The organism is Paenibacillus sp. NPDC058177 (assembly GCF_042883835.1).
GTDB lineage: Bacteria > Bacillota > Bacilli > Paenibacillales > Paenibacillaceae > Paenibacillus_AQ > Paenibacillus_AQ agri.
Genome location: NZ_JBHVVB010000001.1, coordinates 1,411,928 through 1,429,290 on the forward strand (window position 1 = coordinate 1,411,928; position 17,363 = coordinate 1,429,290).

14 protein-coding genes are annotated in these 17,363 nt (G+C 49.0%); 1 reads left to right on the forward strand and 13 read right to left on the reverse strand.

What is annotated here, in order from left to right:
- Entirely contained in the window at nt 1-894 is an 894-nt protein-coding gene (locus ACFVU8_RS06700; protein WP_387426416.1) for a LysR family transcriptional regulator, read from the forward strand.
- Nucleotides 895-962: 68 nt separating this feature from the next.
- On the opposite strand, the gene ACFVU8_RS06705 is transcribed toward ACFVU8_RS06700, so the two are convergent.
- The 13 genes from ACFVU8_RS06705 to hrpB form a co-directional block, all read right to left on the reverse strand.
- Nucleotides 963-1,805: a class I SAM-dependent methyltransferase gene (locus ACFVU8_RS06705; protein WP_387426418.1), complete on the reverse strand. Its 843-nt coding sequence runs from the start codon at nt 1,803-1,805 to the stop codon at nt 963-965.
- 42 nt (nt 1,806-1,847) lie between these two features.
- Complete coding sequence (locus ACFVU8_RS06710; protein WP_387426420.1) at nt 1,848-2,762, reverse strand: DMT family transporter; 915 nt, start codon at nt 2,760-2,762, stop codon at nt 1,848-1,850.
- 89 nt (nt 2,763-2,851) lie between these two features.
- Nucleotides 2,852-3,685: a VanW family protein gene (locus tag ACFVU8_RS06715; RefSeq protein ID WP_387426421.1), complete on the reverse strand. Its 834-nt coding sequence runs from the start codon at nt 3,683-3,685 to the stop codon at nt 2,852-2,854.
- Between the two features lies 1 nt (nt 3,686).
- Nucleotides 3,687-4,211: a cysteine hydrolase family protein gene (locus ACFVU8_RS06720; protein ID WP_387426423.1), complete on the reverse strand. Its 525-nt coding sequence runs from the start codon at nt 4,209-4,211 to the stop codon at nt 3,687-3,689.
- Nucleotides 4,212-4,916: 705 nt separating this feature from the next.
- Nucleotides 4,917-6,449, reverse strand: coding sequence for a methyl-accepting chemotaxis protein (locus ACFVU8_RS06725; protein WP_387426425.1), 1,533 nt, complete (start codon nt 6,447-6,449; stop codon nt 4,917-4,919).
- A 171-nt stretch (nt 6,450-6,620) separates the two neighbouring features.
- Nucleotides 6,621-8,078, reverse strand: a complete 1,458-nt coding sequence (gene nagE, locus ACFVU8_RS06730) for an N-acetylglucosamine-specific PTS transporter subunit IIBC (RefSeq protein WP_387426427.1) — start codon at nt 8,076-8,078, stop codon at nt 6,621-6,623.
- A gap of 42 nt (nt 8,079-8,120) precedes the next feature.
- A complete protein-coding gene (locus ACFVU8_RS06735; protein WP_379465986.1) occupies nt 8,121-8,630 on the reverse strand; it encodes a PTS sugar transporter subunit IIA in 510 nt (169 codons plus the stop codon).
- A gap of 24 nt (nt 8,631-8,654) precedes the next feature.
- Nucleotides 8,655-9,521, reverse strand: a complete 867-nt coding sequence (locus ACFVU8_RS06740; protein ID WP_387426429.1) for a PRD domain-containing protein — start codon at nt 9,519-9,521, stop codon at nt 8,655-8,657.
- A 203-nt stretch (nt 9,522-9,724) separates the two neighbouring features.
- Nucleotides 9,725-12,448: a CHASE3 domain-containing protein gene (locus ACFVU8_RS06745; protein ID WP_387426430.1), complete on the reverse strand. Its 2,724-nt coding sequence runs from the start codon at nt 12,446-12,448 to the stop codon at nt 9,725-9,727.
- A gap of 60 nt (nt 12,449-12,508) precedes the next feature.
- Complete coding sequence (locus tag ACFVU8_RS06750) at nt 12,509-12,892, reverse strand: DivIVA domain-containing protein (RefSeq protein ID WP_379465989.1); 384 nt, start codon at nt 12,890-12,892, stop codon at nt 12,509-12,511.
- A gap of 166 nt (nt 12,893-13,058) precedes the next feature.
- Nucleotides 13,059-13,418: a replication termination protein gene (locus tag ACFVU8_RS06755; protein WP_379465990.1), complete on the reverse strand. Its 360-nt coding sequence runs from the start codon at nt 13,416-13,418 to the stop codon at nt 13,059-13,061.
- Between the two features lie 302 nt (nt 13,419-13,720).
- Entirely contained in the window at nt 13,721-14,287 is a 567-nt protein-coding gene (locus tag ACFVU8_RS06760; RefSeq protein ID WP_387426431.1) for a general stress protein, read from the reverse strand.
- A 98-nt stretch (nt 14,288-14,385) separates the two neighbouring features.
- Nucleotides 14,386-16,881, reverse strand: coding sequence for an ATP-dependent helicase HrpB (gene hrpB / locus ACFVU8_RS06765; protein ID WP_387426433.1), 2,496 nt, complete (start codon nt 16,879-16,881; stop codon nt 14,386-14,388).
- Between the last annotated feature and the right edge of the window lie 482 nt (nt 16,882-17,363).

Genomic DNA, 17,363 nt, shown 5'->3' on the forward strand with positions numbered 1-17,363 from the left:
ATGAATATTATGAAACTCCACATCGTAGTGTTAATTGAAAAATACAAAAAGGTTACAGAAGTTGCAGCCGAACTTGGGGTCAAACAGCCGACTGTTTCCTTCCATATGAAGAATCTCGAAACCGAACTCGGTACTCCATTGTTTCAATATCGTAGTGGTCGAGTGCTGCTGACAGAAGCAGGTCGTACCTTGTATCAATACGCTGTAAAAATCGTAGCCCTCGCGGCGGACGCCGAGCGCAGTGTCAAACAGTTCTCCTCCCCCTCGCAAGGACAACTAAAGCTGGAATCCAGCTATATTCCTGGCAGCTATGTGCTTCCTAAGGCGATGTCACAGCTCATGCTGGACTTTCCCGGTATAGAGTTATCCATGTCTGTGCATGCAGACCGGGAGCTGAGAGAGCGGCTGCGGGTTCGCGAAACTCCATTGGCGCTGCTGCACACCAGCGAATGTAATGATGATACCTTTCATTTTCAGCGGATCGAACAAGACGAGCCTGTGTTGATATTTGCGCCAGGTCATCCCTTCGAAGAAAGTCCTGAGCTGACCGCAGAACTAGCCGTACGCGAACCTTGGGTACAACATGCTGCCGGTTCCGCTTTGCGCGGGATCGCCGACAAGTGGGCACAGCTCAATAGCGTCCGTCTGTGGAATCGTACCGTACTAGATTCACCGGAGCTTATCAAAAGTCTGGTCAGCGAAGCAGGTGGTGTCGCGATCTATTCCAAAAAGGGAATTCAAAGAGAGGTCGCACAGGACCGCTTGCGTTACGCTCCCCTGCCGGGCATTCAGCCAGAAAAAGGCGGTTTTTTCATCGCTTGGCGCAAGGATCACCTGCTAACTCCGCTGGAAGAAGCGGTTCTGGACTATTTTGCACAGAGGGTGGCGCAATAATACAAAAAAGGGTCCGGCACATGGAAAGCCATGTACCAGACCCTTTCTTCATTTATATAGGAGCAGGTTTATGCCTGCCCTGCTTTTTCCGCAACCAGTGTAAAAGTCTTCGGAATTCCTTTATCATACACATCCGAAGATAAATTAGGCTCCTCCACCAGCATGGTGATGACGAGTCCGCTGGCAGCTGCTGCCGTGACGATTTCACCAAGTGTCCAGCGACGCCAGTGCACCACACTCTTCTTCTCGCCCATTCCGCCCGCTGAGGCAGGCAGGTATTTGGAGTACGATACGATTTTCTCCTCCAGCCCTGTGTCAAAGTAATCGCCGCTCACCTTATGCTTGCGGACCTTTGCCGTAGACCCTTTGGATGAGATTAGCTTCGTAGTTATTGGATGAAAATCACGCAGTACGAACCGCCCACCCGGTGAAAGCAGACGATAGGCTGTATCCATAAAAGGCGCCAGGTCTGTGAAGTAATGGACGATCCCCTGTTCAGCAAACACGATATCATAAGAAGACTCTGCGACTTCCGCCGGAAGATTCAGTACATCCGACACGTGATAGGTTAACTGTACTTCGGCCGCCGAAGCGAGATCCTTGGCATAACGGGCATTAGCTTCGGAGAAGTCGGCCACCGTCACCTCTGCACCAAGCAAAGCGAGCGCAACTGCCTTCATACCGTTGGAACCCATAAGATTTATTATTTTCTTCCCGCTAATCTCGCCAAAGTATGATGAGATCGGGAACAGCTTGACTAACGGATCTTTCGCCAGTTTGGCTGCTGCTTCCGCCGGGGTTCCGAACCGGCTTGTCCAGGCGGCGTAGGTGTCCTCATTCCAGGATTCTTCGCTGACCGATCCAGCCTGCACGCCTGCAGCCGGTTCCGGTTCTTGATGCTGGTTATTCATTAAGTTGTGACTCCTTTTGTCTAATGTTAAAAAAAGCTACTATTAAGACGCATTCTCCAGTGCAGGTGGCACTGAGTCTACTTTCTTTCGTTCAGCCCATAAATAAACTGCCATACCGATCATTACGAGCAGTCCCCCCGCCCACTGTAGATTACTCAAATTTTCACTCAGCAGCAGGTAAGCCAGAATACTGGCTACAACCGGTTCAGCCAAAATGCTCATCGATACCGTGGTTGCGGAGAGATATTGCATCATCCAGTTAAAGAGGAGATGTCCGAACACCGTGGGAACCACGGCGAGCAGCAAGAAGATTCCCCACTCCTTCGGCGGATAATCGAAGAAAGGAATGCCCATCACCAGATTATAGAGCGCAAATACAACCGCTGCTACGCTGAAAACAATCAGGCTGTACAAATAGGAGGGCATTTGGGCTACAAGCTTCTGACTGATCAACATATGTACAGCGACTGCAGCAGTCCCCCCGACAGAAAGTAAATCCCCCTTCAGGTTATCAGCAGAAACCCCAATGTCACCCCAGCCGATGAAGCACACTCCGCCGATGGCAATGGCTACACCCAGCATAGCGGAAGCTGCTGTCCTTTCCTTATAAAGCACGTAAGCACCCAGCATGATGAATACCGGCTCTAATGCCATAATCATCGTTGAGCTCGCTACAGAAGTATACGACAACGACCCCATCCAGAGCAAAAAATGCAGTGCCAGCATTATACCGGAGAAAATAAGCAGCACCCAGTCGGTTGTACGGAGCTTATGAACAGCACCACTATGCGGGCGAGCAAAAGGCAGCATCAACAGCGAGGTGAATAGCAAGCGGTACATCCCTTGCACCGAAGCCGGCGCATCAGACCATTTAATGAAGATGGATGAAAAAGATATGGCCATGATTCCGATCAGCATTAACAACGGAATAGGAATCGGTGGCTTCTTGGTAGTCATATTGTGAGAGTATCCTTTCCGTTACTGTAAAGTTCCATATGTTAATGTATCGCAAAACACGAAAAAATACAGCCCTTTTTCATAAATTTTCATGATGACGAGGTGGTTTCATGCAGTAAGGGTGAATACATCATAAGCGCATGATTGTCGGTAATATGCTCATCACCGGCAATTTCACCGCTGCGGGTCATCACCCGGCGATTGATCTGGTTACTGCGTATATATCCACCCCAAGGCTCCAGGCTGATCACATGTTCCTTTTCATACACCTCATACGTGTAAAGCGGCTTCTCCGTACATCTCCATTCTCCCCGGAGGTGTGTATCATCTAGCCACAGAATTAACTGAAAGGTACTATCCGTATTATTGGTAAGCTGCAGGTCCAAATAATTATAAGAACAAGTTGCACCGCTGCCAAAAGGTTGTGTCCGCTGTTCATCCGGAAAGACATCATAGCTGTGACGATGCCGTTCTTTGACCGTAAGCGGCGTATGCAGTGTCATCCAGTAGATCAGATTGGATAGCTGACAGAGTCCACCGCCGATCCCTGCCTGAAAGCCTCCATAGTGCAGAACCATTCCCTCGACATAGCCTTTTCGTTTGCTTGGTTTTCCGATACTTCTCCAGTACGAAAAAGTCTCACCCGGCCGGATCACCAGCCCATCCAGTTTTGCCACCGCGAGACGCAGATTCGTTATTTTATTATACTGGAACTGCATGTCTACATTTCGAAGGCTTCGCAGCAGAGGTGTTGCATGCTCCAAGATTGTATAAGGCAGTCGGTCACCAGAACGATGTACAGCAAGCTTGCCTCGCCGGGTATACCATAACCAATATCTCTTCCAGATAAAATACCGCTTCCCTACAAATAATCTCAGCCTGGAGCGGCGGATTGGCTTCATCGATGCCTTTATACTATTCATGTTAAAACTCAACCTCACTCTCCAGCTTCAATTCTGCAAATCTCCCTCCCAAAATGTCATTATGGTGACTGACGACATCTTTCCCGCTCAATTGTTCTGTATCAAATGTACTGTGGGCATCTTGGACAAGCACACTCTCATAGCCCAAGCTATAAGCACGTCTGGTTGTGGTGTCTACACAAAATTGGGTCTGCATGCCGACAATAATCAATCGAGTGATCCCCATCTGCTGTAGCGTTTCATGCAAAATTGTACGGTGAAAAGCATCCCAGGTTGGCTTCTCTATAATCCGCTCTCCATCTTGGGGCTTAATACGGGCGCTAATTTGCCAAGTCGGAGAATCCCTTGTGAATTCTTCATCTTCTGTATGCTGGATATAAACCACCGGTGTGCCTGACTGTCGCGCTTTGCCTAGCAAGGAGATGATCCGGTCCATAACGCGCGGTCCGTCATACAGCTCTTGTCCCGGGTACGAAAACATCGCCTCCTGAACATCAATAATTAACAATGCCGTATCTCTACTCATAGGTTTAACCCTCCAGATAAATGAATAAATAATACTGTGATTATACCAAAAAAATACAGTATCTATATAGAACGGATTTTAAATAACAAACATAACCAAAACATAACCAAGAAAAAGAGAGTTTATATAGAAAGGAATGAAGTCGAAGTGTAATTAAGGGCATTTTCGTACCTTAATTCCTCTGCAGCTAAGGCTAAATGGAGATTAAGTGCAATATTGTACCTTAAATTTTCCAGTATACCCCTTTCAGCATGTTTTTTCGAAAAATAAGATACAGTAATGCCCTTATTCCCCCTCATTTTCCTATATTGAAGAAAATTAAGGTACAAAATTGCAGTTAGTTGGGGGGGGAGCCCCTCTTTTCCACTTGGAAGACGACTGGTGAAGGGGAATGCGTCCCTAGTGGCTGAAAGCTGTCAACAGTCGGTGTAGGGAATATACCTCTTCCGGTGGTTGAAATCTGTCGGTAATCGGCGTAGGGAATATATCTCTTCCGGTGGTTGTAATCTGTCGACAGTCTATGTTCCGGTGCTAGTTTTCTTATAGAAAGCTTTCAGGCGAGCCCTTTATGCCAACAGTTCCAAAAGCCTCCCGTTCGTTCATCTTCGCTTTTTATTAATTTCTTTTGTTCGGCTTATATAATAAAAAAAGCGTTCGTACCTCTCACTCACCGAGTGTATGGCACGAACGCTTTTGCCTAACTAATTATTCTGTTGCTTTATTCTCCGACAGCTTCTCCAGATCACCGATCAGTTGATCCAAGCGCTCGAAGCCGGATACAACTTCATCAACCATCATCTTCTGCTCTTCGACACTGGCCAGAATCTCTTCAGATGCCGCACTGGATTGCTCAGTTATTGCAGAAATGGAATCCACCTCAGCGACAATAACCTCGGATGAATTGCGAACCTCAATCGATTTCTCTTCCACTTCTTCCGCCTGCTTCATAACCTGAGTCGCAATTTCAGACAATTCGCGGAATACACGTTCAGAATGCTTGACCGTCGATTCGCTGGTTTCGATCATCGATTTGCCTCGCTCCAATTGAGAGGACAACTGCTCCACCTTAACTCTAAGTCCGTCCAAACGACCAGAGATCTCTTCAGCAGACTGATGAGAGTTCTCGGCAAGCTTTCTGACCTGTGTGGAGACCACCGCAAAGCCACGTCCTTGCTCGCCAGCCCGTGCAGCTTCAATCGCCGCATTCAGGGCAAGTAGATTGGTCTCGGAAGCGATAGACTGAATGGTTGTTACAATCGTACCAATATTATGATTCTGTTCGTTCAGCTCCTGCATCGCTGCTGTAATATCATCCATTACAGAGCTTATATCAGTGATGCTGCGTGACAGTTCCCCAATCTGCTCATTTCCGCGTTCCGCTGACTCGGCAGTAGTATTGGATAATTCCCGCATGACTACCGAATTATCGGCAACCAGTTGAATCGCAGTATTAGCATCGCCGAGCGCCATAGAAATATCGCTGACACTGACCGTCTGACTCTCAATACCTTTAGTCATTTCAGTAAACCCAATGGTCAATTCACCTGTAATATCACCAGTAACCATAACATTCTTCTGCAGTTGACGGTTGAAGGTTGCCATTTCGGTGATCGATGATTTCATTTGATCCAGAAGTTCTTCAACATTCTTTTTGGCCAACTCGGAGTTAAGCCTACCTTCATAGGCATTCATCATCATTTGCCGTGAAAGGATCGACAAGATAATCAGGAGTGCAAACGCGATGAATAACTTAATGTTATCCGCCCATTCATAGTTTGCGAATTCTGTAGTAGCTGGATAAAGGATAAAATAATTAACCTGAATAAAGCTGATGATCGCATAGGTTAAAACAGGTTTGTACGTTGGGTAAAACACAAGAAGAATCCCGAGACTCAAATACGAGAATAAGTTGGGTTGCAAATAATTAATAAAAAACATAAATCCACTTATTATTAAAACAACTATGTAAGACAGCAATTGCACGGCAACTTTTTTGCGTACCAGCACAAAAAAGACTACATTCGCGATAATCGCTACAATGAGCGTAGTTATAGCTTCCGTCATTTCCTGACTGAACACAATCAATGGAATGACCGTTAATGTAATAAATAGTAAAATAAATCTCATAATCTTGTTGCGCTGATGCGTCAACTCTTGCTCATAATCCTTATAACTTTGGGACTTATTTGTTCTTGATTCATTCATAATTCGACTTTTCGTCTTCATCCAAATCGACATTCTCACTCGCCCTTTCATGTTAGCGCATTATATCTGCATTATTATATCGGACGAAAGGGCCGAACTTTTTAGAGAAGTTTCCTAATAATAGCCATTAAACAAGGACGAAATTTATAAATTTCGTCCTTGAAGTAATTTAAATGTGATTTTCTAGTGAATCAATCTTTCTTTTTACAGCAATTTCTGTATCTCATCCTTGATTTGCTCAGATTGTGGACCAAATACAATTTGCACGGTCCCTTGACCGAGTCTCATCACGCCGGAAGCACCAAGCTGTTTGAGTGCCGCATCTTTCACTGCCTTCTCGTCATTCACTACGAGACGCAGTCGCGTGATACACGCATCAATGTTCTTAATGTTGTCCGGACCTCCGATGTTCTCCAGAATTTTGGATGCTCTGGAGGAGGCAGAGATAGTATTACCGTTACCTGCTGAGATTTCCTGAACCTCATCCTCAATATCATCTTCGCGTCCAGGTGTTTTGAGTTTGAAGATGGTAATGATGGCGCGGAACAGTACATAATAGAGTACGAAGAATGCAAGGCCAACCGGAATCAAGATCCACGGGTGGGTAGATATTTTTAGATTAACCAGGTAATCAATTAGGCCAGCTGAGAAGCCAAAGCCCAGCTTGACGTCTAGAATATACATGACAGCCATGGACAGACCTGTTAATAAAGCATGCACCAGATACAAGAGCGGCGCAACGAACATGAAAGAAAACTCAAGCGGTTCAGTGATACCCGTCAGAAATGATGCGATGGCAGACCCGATGAAGATGGAGGCTACCAGTTTTCGTTTCTCTGGTTTAGCCGTATGAATGAAAGCAAGCGCTGCACCAGGCAAAGCGAACATCATAATCGGGAAGAATCCGGTCATGAACATTCCTGCTGTTTTGTCCCCGGCGAAGAAGCGAGTCAGGTCACCGTGCACTAGTTCGCCAGCGGCATTGGTGAAATCCCCGATTTGGAACCAGGCAATGGTATTGATCACGTGGTGAAGCCCGATCGGAATCAGGAGACGGTTCGCAGTACCGAACAAGAAGGCTCCGAAGGCTCCAAGTCCTACCACCCAGTTACCGAAGTCGCTGATTATATCTTGAATTGGGCTCCAAATCATACCTACCAAAACGGCAAGCACCATGGTGCTGACAGCAGTGATGATCGGTACAAAACGTTTGCCCGCGAAGAAGCCGAGCCAATCCGGCATTTTAATATTATGATATTTTTTGTATAGGAATGCAGCCCACGCACCGGCGAAAATACCGCCAAGAACACCCATATTCAGAACGACATCATCATTAATAAAGGAAAATTGCAGTGGAACTATGGCAAGGATCTTGGTTAACACCATGTAAGCAATCAGTGCCGACAACGCCGCAACCGCATCACCAGCGAATCCAATCGCCACACCAATGGCGAAGATTAGAGCCAAGTTACCAAAAATGGCACCTGCTCCTGCATTCAAGAATGGGGCGACATACTGGTTCAGGAAGCCCCCTACCGCGCTGCCCAAATGCAAATCTTTTTCATAGTCAATCAATCCAAACCCTTGAAGTATTGCCGCCGCCGGCATCGTTGCTACTGGCAGCATCAGTGACTTGCCCAGTTTCTGAAGAAAAGCCAACATATTCTCTCATCCTTTCAATGGCAAGATAGTAAAGCTATTTGCTTATTGCGTTAAAACCACGGTAAGGATACTGTCTTCACCTGCGGTCACAGGGCCAAAGTGACCTTCTACCTGTGGTACGTTCTCACCATTGTTCGTTACTATGACCGGGGAGATGGTCTCACATCCGGCTGCACGAATAGCCTCCAGATCAAATTCAATCAACGTCTGTCCGGCCTTCACAGTATCCCCGGTAGCTACATAACTAGTGAACCCGTTCCCCTTCAGGCTGACAGTCTCTATTCCAATATGTAGCAGTAGCTGCATGCCGGAGGAATGTTCCAGAATGACGGCGTGGCTCGACTTCACAATATGAGCAACTTTCCCATCGAAAGGGGCGATCAATTTCCCTTCTATAGGTTGTATGGCGATTCCACCGCCCATATGACCACCGGCAAAAGTATCATCCGGAACTTGTTCCAATGGAACCGCTTGCCCGCTCATAGGAGCCTTAATTGTTACGGTATGTCCAGTACGTTTCTCTTCTTTTTTAGATTTCCATTTGGAAAACATATGATGCCACTCCCTCTTAAGCTGCTATTTGTTTTTCTCAAGCGTTTGAAACAGACGGTATAAATGCATTGCCAAGAAACATAACTCTTCCTCCGGGACTTCTACGCTCAGTGAGTTTTGCATTACTTTTCCGAGCTTCTTTGCAAGCATATACTCCCGCTTATACTCTTTTTTGATATGCTTCACAAAGGGATTGTCGATTAATGACCCCTGTAAAATGCGTTCAATCGAAAAGCGCAGATGAATCATCAGCCGGACATGATTCATGCTTCCGTACTCGAAGGTAATGTTTCGTTCTTCCCGAATCAGGTCCATTAACTCGCTCACGATGTTGGAAGCCTTCACCAACTGCCCTACCGGTACGTTACTAACAGCAGAGTAGACGTGGTAAGTTAGAAATCCAATCTCATCTTCAGGAATCTGCACCTGAAATTCGGCATTGATCTTCTCCGCCGCTTTGTAAGCGATCTCATATTCTTTCGGGAAGGTCATTTTTGTTTCTTGTAAAAATGGGTTGACAATATCCATCCCGTTGCGCAGACGGTAGATGGTGAACTGGATATGGCTTGGGAGCGCCAAGTAGATTTTGTCATTCAGCTTCCCGGCAAACTGCTCCCCGATATCGCTGATGATCTCATCTGTGATCTTCATAACCTTAGGGTCGATATCTTCCAGCAAAATTTGATATTGGCTCCATTCGTCCCGATCTTCCAGGCGAAAAAGCTTCTCGATCCGGTGATCATTGCCTTCAATGACTCCCGTACCCTTCACCGCAAAGCCAATCCCTTTGCCGATGATGACATATTCTTTGCCGTTCTTGCTTCCCTGCACCATAACCACGTTATTGCCGATTACGCGTTGTACTTGAAATTGCTCGTGCTCCCGTATCAAGTTCTCCCCTCTTTCCAGTGATTGTCAGGTGAAAGGTATAAAAAAGAGCCAAGAATAGTCTCAAATAAATAAGACAATCCTTGGCTCATGCCCTTTACGGTAACACGCCACTAAACTATAAATGATCATTTATAGGTTCATAATAAATCATACCCGGGCAGGCGTCAATGGTAATTTTCAAATTGTCAAGTCGGGCGGAAGTCTCAGCTTTCACCCTCCGCGAGCAATCTGCACATCTGAGAGACTACCTCCTGCAGCACTACTGGCTTGCTCATAAAACCGGAAGCCCCTGCTGCGAGGCACTTCTCCCGGTCCTCCTTCATCGTCTTGGCTGAGATCGCCAGGATCGGTAGCTCCGTCAGAAGCAGCTCTTCCCGGATGATGCTTAACGTATCATAGCCATCCAGATTCGGCATCATGATATCCAGCAGAACAATATCAATGTCGTCATGCTCTCTCACCATTTGCAGGCATTCAAAGCCAGTTTGAGCGGTCAGGATCTCCATGTCATACGGTTCCAGTCCCTTTTCCAGTGCAAAGATATTGCGCATATCATCATCGACGATAAGCACGGTCCGGCCATGCAATTGTTCATATTGCTTATCGAACTGATCTGAGTTCTGCCGATATGTAGGTTTCTCCGCTGAAATGCGGTCATCTGCACTTGATGCTGCCGTTTCGGACCACTGAGCTCCCGGAATATAACTCTCCCCGGTCTCCTCTTCCCGGCAAGGCAGATAGAGCGTAAAGGTGCTTCCCTCCCCATGTGTACTGTTCAGCCCAATATGGCCGCCTAACAGTCTGGCGAGCTGAAGGGAGATTGAAAGTCCGAGTCCTGTACCGCCAAATTTGCGGGCTGTTGAACCGTCAGCTTGACGGAAGGCTTCGAAGATCAACTGGCTATTCTTATCGGAGATGCCAATGCCGCTGTCGGTTACTGCAAAGGCAAGCACCGGCTCCTCAGATGCATAGCTCAGGGATTGGAAAGCTTCCAGCCTGGACACTTCCACTTTTACACTGCCTTGCTCGGTGAACTTAAAGGCATTGGACAGTAGATTGCGCAGGATCTGATGGAGTCGCAGCTCATCCGTGTAGAATAAATCCGGCACACTTTCATCCAGAACTACGGTGAACTCCAGATTTTGCTGCTCAGCTATTTTTCCAAAATAGGATTGCAGGAGAGCAGGCAACTCCGTTAGATTGACAGCATCCACCTCAACCATCATTTTGCCCGCTTCCACCTTGGACAAGTCCAGAATATCGTTGATCATACTGAGCAATTCACTTCCGGAGGAATGAATCACTGCTGCATAATTCTGTTCTTCCTCATTTAGGGATTCGTTGCGATTCTCTGACAGCAGTTGGGAAAGAATAAGCATACTGTTCAGCGGTGTACGTAGCTCATGTGACATATTGGCAAGAAACTCCGACTTATATCGAGAACTCTGCTCGAGCTGTTCGTTATACTTCTCCAGTTCAACCGCGGAGCGCTCCGCCATCGACTTCTGAATCTCCAGCTCGCCATTTAATGCCAGCAGTTCCTTGGTGTAGCTCTGCAGCTCTTCCGCTTGTACTTGGAGCTCCTCGGACTGTACCTGCAGCTCTTCATTCATAACCTGTGATTCTCCATACAGCTTCTGAATCTCCATTCGCGTCATGACCGAATTCAACGTGACACCCAGCATATTCACAAGCTTGGATAGGAGTTCAAAATGGAAGGGAGCCCACTTGGTCAACGAGGCAATCTCAACTACGGCTAACGTCTTGTTCTCAAAAATGACCGGGGCCAAGGTGAGATAACGCGGGGCGGTTCTGCCTAAGCCGGAGTTAATACTGATGTAATCCACTGGCAGATCCTCCAGGACCCTAAGTTTCATATCCTGTGCACATTGACCGACCAGACCTTCCCCGGACTTAATCTTGTTCACACCAACGGAATTCTCACTCTCATCGCTACCCGCATAGGAATAAATCCGCTCAAAGCTTTCTTCCGCATTCAGTACATACACAGCACCGTATTGCAGTTCCAGAATAGATGCGAGCTTGTTCAGAAAGGTTCTGCACAAAACGGTCAAATCTGTAGTTTCCTGAAGCAGAATAGACATCACACTTAATTGCTCACTGCCCCATTGATCCCGTTCCACAGTCTCAAGCAGTCGGTTAGTGGCATCTCCGAGGTCATACAGCTCATCGTGTGTCCTAACCCTGACCCGTTCAGACAAATTACCTCCGCTGGCAATGTTGTTAATGGCAAGAATAACACGGCTGAGCGGACTCACGATACTTCTTGCAATCAATACGGTAATGACCGCAGCAAAAACAGCCACAAGCCCCCATAAAATGTACATCGTCAGCAGTAATTTGTGGTTTCCTTCTTTCAGAGTGTTGATCCGTGCATTGGTAAGAGCCCGTTCGTTGTCGAGAAAATATTCAGACTGGGATCGGATGGAATCAACAATGGATTTACCGGTATCGTCTTGAAAAAAGCGGTTCACGGCTTCATTCTGGCCATTCCGCTTAAGATCGATGACGTATTGTCCGGCATCCTCGATCCATTTTTCAATATTGACCATGATCGTCTGCAGATTCTTTACTTGAGCAGGATTGTCGGCAATCAGGCCGTTCAGCTTAGCATAATTAATGCGCCACTCCGCGAGTCCGTTATTATACGGAGGCAGATATTCCATCTTCCCGGTGAGTGCATAACCTCTCTGACCTGTCTCCATATCCAGCACATTCTTCTCAATCTGATAGGTTAGTTCATGAACCTTCATATCGTGATCACTAAGAAAAACCGTCTCAGCTTCCAGCTTGCTGATCCTTGCAGATACAACGAGCAGAAAAAGTCCAAGCATTAACAGGATCATGAAATACCCCAGTGCGATCTTGCCGCGAATCTTCAGGTTCCATACCCGTCTATCGACCAAAGGCTTAACCCCCATCAGCATCTGACATTAGTGAATTCCGGTGAGCCGTGGATTATGAGATTACAGGTAGCTCTCGGTGCGCGGGATTCTGTCCTTAAGCTGACGGATGTTGGCTTCCAGTTTCAGAATGACATCCTCCAGATCCATCGGGTCAATCCCACGGACAATGGTTGGCGGAGCAACGGCGGCTTTGGCTTCGGCTTTGAGATCGCGCAGCTCCAGCTGCTGTTCCTGCCATTTGTCCATCAGATCAGCTATGGTAGCGTAGAAACGTTCATAGTCCTTAATTACACTGTCCAAAAATGTATCTACTTCCTCCGCATCATATCCACGAAGCTTCATGCCGAATTCCTTCTCATGTATCGTAAGGGCATCAAGCGTTATGCCTAACTGGCTGAATAGTTTTCTTTGTTTGTCTAATCGACGTTTCATATGTTCGTCCATCTGAAATACCTCCAAGTATATACTGCAATAATTCCAGCAGTACTCATTATAACAGGGCGCGGGCCCTCTGAAAATATCACTAAAGTTGCTAATCTCTACCCCGAGTCGAAGCTTTTCCAAATGCAGGGATAAGAGAGCCTAATAGCACAGATTCAAGACCTCCCTATTAAAAATTATCGGTGACGGCTTTGTTCAGAATTCCGAGACAACGGTCCAGGTCGGTCTTTACCTGTTTTTTATAAAGTTTGGCTTTCTCCTCACCATCCGAGGTGAAGTGATAGAGGACGATTTCCTGAAAATCAACCTTGGGATCATTCCCCTTCAACTGCTTGGTACGGTACAAAATGCCCTGCTGCACCAGCTCGTGCAGCGCACGGTAAATCTCGCTCTGCGGAGGAGAGTATCCGTGTGATTTGAATTCCCGTCGCATATCCTCCAGCATCTGATAACCATATCCGCGATGCTGCTCCACCATTGTTATCAGATACACCTTAATAAAAGCCCGTTGGGCAATCATAAAAGCCATGCCAAGATACACCTCCTGATGTGTAAATACCCAATCCTATTTATTCCTGCTATGAATCTAGTATAAGCACTATTTTCCAACTTTCACAACCTGAAATAAAGGCAAGGGGTCTACTTTTTCCATGAGCTTAGTATTTGAGGAGAGTAGTCGTTTGCCTTTGGAGAAGTTATGGGAGGAGAAGAACCGGTTTTTGATCTTTTCTATTGTGAATTTTTCATATGTTGAAATGTGGTCGGTAGGTGTAAAAAAAAGACTGCATATCTACGGTTGTTCGTAGAAAATGCAGTCTTTGGCTCCCGTTTTTAATGATTCTTTTGTGAATTTCCTATTCGGGTATCCTCCGGCAGAACATCAGGATGATCCTTGTATTGATCTTCATAACGATGTGTATTCAACGAACGGTTATCCCGGAAAAGACTATGGACCTCTCTGTCACGGCCGCGGTCCTCCACCAGCACAAGGATTTTTCCGCGGTCCACATAGCCTTCATACTCCCTCGCTTCCTCCTCGGGGATGCCAAGTCCGATCAGGCCGCCAACAAGTCCACCTGCTCCCGCGCCTACGGCTGCACCAGTCAATGTAGCGGCGATCGGGCCAGCCGCCAGAATCGGTCCGATGCCCGGAATCGCCAGCGCCCCTATACCGGCAAGAAGCCCGGCAATTCCACCTAAGACTCCGCCCGATGCCACTCCAGTTGCAACACCCTCGGGTGCCATGGTTCCGGTCTCGTCGGAAATATGCTTAAATTCATCACGATTACGTGTAATTATGGAAATTTCATCCGTGCGGTACCCGCGGCTTTGAAGTCCTTCAATGGCTCGGGTCGCTTCCTGTTCTGTGTCAAACACACCTGCGATTTTCTTCGTCATTTGAAAGTCCTCCTTCGTTATTATCGTTCGCTATGTTATTACCCCATCGGCGAAGGACAAATCAGTAGAAGAATCTTCAGCGCGTGTAAATGCAGCCCCTATTTTACAGGCCGGGTGCGGCTCGTCGGCACCGCCTGCAGCGGATCATCCGGCCAATAATGCTTGGGATAACGGCCCTTCAAATCTTTCTTGACCTCGAAATATGTATTACGCCAAAAGCTCGCAAGATCCGATGTAACCTGCATGGGTCTTCTTGCTGGCGACAAGAGATGCAGCAGAACCGGCACCCGTCCCCCACCAAGTCTCGGCGTATCCTGTTGACCGAACATTTCCTGCAGTCGCACCGCGAGCACTGGAGCTGCCGGATTCCCGTAATCTATAGGTAGCCGCGAGCCGCTTGGCACGGTAATATGGGTGGGTGCTTCCTGCTCCAGTGTCTGACGCTGCTTCCAATCCAGCAGATCCTCCAGCGCTCGGGCCAGTGGCAGCCGCTGAAGATCGCGCAGGCTACGCATCCCGTGCAGATAGGGACCCAGCCAGTCAGCAAGTGACTCCAAAAGTGCGGAATCAGATACATCCGGCCAATCCTCTCGCAGACCATGCATGAACATCATCCGCTGGCGAAGCTGCTGCGGCCCCTTCTCCCAGGGCAGTACCTCCAGCCCTTCAGACGCAATGGCCGCCAGTAATCCCTCTGCAGCCTCTTCTGCCGAAGGGCGCTCATGAGTCGTCTCCTTAAGAATAAGGGCACCCAGTCGCGTGCGACGCCGCGCCTTCACGCTCCCGTTATCCTTGTCCCAATAGACTTCGGCTTCTTCCACGATGCTGTCCCCATGGTGGGATAGCAACTGCACTTCACTCAGCTCTGCAGCCAGCAAAATCCGGCTGTGCGTACCCTGATCATCCACAGAGGCAGCCACAATATACGCGGAGCGTTCCAACGGCTGCCCTTCTTTCATCGCCGCCCCCCGGCCTCCTGACAGCAGAAACGCGCCTTCGCCGCGTCTCTGCCCGATCCGGTCGGGGTAGGCGAACGACAGCAGCAGTCCGCATTGGCTGCTGTCCGGCTCTTCCCCTGGCGAGGCCTTCAGCTGTGCCAGGTAGTTCCGGCTCTCGCGCTGCACCGTGCGCAGCGCCGCAAGATCAGCTCCGCCGCCGTCAGCACCGGCGGAGCGCTCGAACCGGAGCAGCGCCTCTACGCGCAGCGTGAGGTCGCAATCGCCCCCGGCGGGACCGCGCAGCAGGTCCCGCTCCTGCAGCAGCGCTGCCAGCCGGCAGGCCAGCGGGGCAGCGCCAAGCCCTTGCCCGCGCAGCAGCATGTGCGCGATGCGCGGGTGCGCACCCAGCGCGGCCATGCTGCGGCCGTGCGGGGTGATGGCGCCGCTGGCGTCCAGCGCGCCAAGCTGGCGCAGCAGCGCCGCGCCCTGCGCGTAAGGCGCGGCGGGCGGCGCGTCCAGCCACGGCAGGGCTGCCGGGTCCGGCACGCCCCATACGGCCAGTTCAAGAGCGAGCTGCGTCAGATCGGCTTCCATGATCTCCGGCACGTTCTCGTCCGGGAGCCGGTAGTGCTCCTCCTGGCTCCACAGCCTGTAGCAGACGCCGGGAGCTGTACGGCCCGCCCGGCCGCGCCGCTGGTCGGCTGAAGCCTTCGACACCGGCACCGTCTCCAGCCGCGGCATCCCCGTACGCGGTGAGAACACCTGTGTACGCCGCAATCCGGTATCAATGACTGTGCGTACGCCTTGAATCGTCAAGCTCGTCTCGGCGATAGAAGTGGCCAGCACAACCTTACGTTGGCCCGGCACCGCTGGAGCAACCGCAGCGTCTTGTGCATTCTGCGGCAGCTGTCCATAAAGCGGACGCAGGACCGTTTCTTGCGGCAGAATAGCGGCTTCCAGCTCCCGTTGGGTCCGGCGGATTTCCCGTTCCCCCGGCAGGAACACGAGAACATCCCCCGGCTGCTCAGCTAAGGCCCTCCGCACAGCCGCAGCCGCGGATTTCTCGATGCGGGAAGCCGCAGGAACAGGCGAATAGACCGTTTCTACCGGATAAGTCCGTCCAGGACAATCTACTACAGGGGCGCCCCCTAGCAGAGCTGACACCCGCTCCGTCTCCAGTGTCGCCGACATGATCAGGATGCGAAGATCCTCCCGAAGCACCGTCTGAGCTTCCAGCGTCAGAGCCAGCCCCAGATCGGCATGCAGGCTACGTTCGTGGAATTCATCGAAGATCACAAGACCCACATCGCCAAGTGTAGGATCGCTTTGCAGCATCCGGGTCAGCACGCCTTCAGTAACGACAATAATTCGTGTCTGAGGGCCGACTTTAGTATCCATGCGCATTCGGTAACCTACTGTCTGTCCTACACTTTCACCCAATTGGGAAGCAATGTAGGTCGCAGCAGAACGAGCCGCCAGTCTGCGGGGCTCCAGCATCAGGATGGTCTTGCCCTCCATCCATGGCTCATCTAGAAAAGCCGGGGGCGTTCCGGTAGTTTTACCCGCTCCCGGTTCTGCCACGAGAATAGCGTTTGTACTAGAAGCCAGTATATTCTTCAGGTCAGGCAGCACCTGGTGTATTGGAAGTTGTTCCATCGTATCTCTCCGTTATCTGTTAATATCATCATTATTCGTCTTCTCAGAGGATTTGCTCCCGAGCCTGTTACCACGGCTTTCATAAGATTGAAACTCACGCATGAGACCTAACGGACCGTATAGCCGTTATTTTGCACATGAAGCTGCTCCTGGAACATGCAGAGGACTCAGGGGACGCTATTTTCTCCCAAACCGTGGTTGTTGAGCTTAATTACTGCCCATAAGGTCTCTGGAGTCCGTTATCTTTCTAAATGCTTGAATCGATAGACAATAAAGTCTCTGGTGTCCGTTACATGGCTAAGCAAGCACTGATATTGAGGTAGATCCCTAAAATCCAAGAGTAATTATTATAAAAAAAGAAAAGAGGGCAAGTCCTACAAAGGGGGGCGTGATCGCTTGCGCTAACAAGGCTCTCTATCACGTATACGCTTCCTTTGTAAAAACCTACCCTTCCAAACTTGATATCCAGTTCCCCATAACCT

What these genes read in the sequence shown, in the direction of transcription:
- ACFVU8_RS06700 (WP_387426416.1), top strand. Translation starts at nt 1, where the DNA reads ATGAATATTATGAAACTCCACATCGTAGTGTTAATTGAAAAATACAAA.
- ACFVU8_RS06705 (WP_387426418.1), bottom strand. Translation starts at nt 1,805, where the DNA reads ATGAATAACCAGCATCAAGAACCGGAACCGGCTGCAGGCGTGCAGGCT.
- ACFVU8_RS06710 (WP_387426420.1), bottom strand. Translation starts at nt 2,762, where the DNA reads ATGACTACCAAGAAGCCACCGATTCCTATTCCGTTGTTAATGCTGATC.
- ACFVU8_RS06715 (WP_387426421.1), bottom strand. Translation starts at nt 3,685, where the DNA reads ATGAATAGTATAAAGGCATCGATGAAGCCAATCCGCCGCTCCAGGCTG.
- ACFVU8_RS06720 (WP_387426423.1), bottom strand. Translation starts at nt 4,211, where the DNA reads ATGAGTAGAGATACGGCATTGTTAATTATTGATGTTCAGGAGGCGATG.
- ACFVU8_RS06725 (WP_387426425.1), bottom strand. Translation starts at nt 6,449, where the DNA reads ATGTCGATTTGGATGAAGACGAAAAGTCGAATTATGAATGAATCAAGA.
- nagE (WP_387426427.1), bottom strand. Translation starts at nt 8,078, where the DNA reads ATGTTGGCTTTTCTTCAGAAACTGGGCAAGTCACTGATGCTGCCAGTA.
- ACFVU8_RS06735 (WP_379465986.1), bottom strand. Translation starts at nt 8,630, where the DNA reads ATGTTTTCCAAATGGAAATCTAAAAAAGAAGAGAAACGTACTGGACAT.
- ACFVU8_RS06750 (WP_379465989.1), bottom strand. Translation starts at nt 12,892, where the DNA reads ATGGACGAACATATGAAACGTCGATTAGACAAACAAAGAAAACTATTC.
- ACFVU8_RS06755 (WP_379465990.1), bottom strand. Translation starts at nt 13,418, where the DNA reads ATGGCTTTTATGATTGCCCAACGGGCTTTTATTAAGGTGTATCTGATA.
- ACFVU8_RS06760 (WP_387426431.1), bottom strand. Translation starts at nt 14,287, where the DNA reads ATGACGAAGAAAATCGCAGGTGTGTTTGACACAGAACAGGAAGCGACC.
- hrpB (WP_387426433.1), bottom strand. Translation starts at nt 16,881, where the DNA reads ATGGAACAACTTCCAATACACCAGGTGCTGCCTGACCTGAAGAATATA.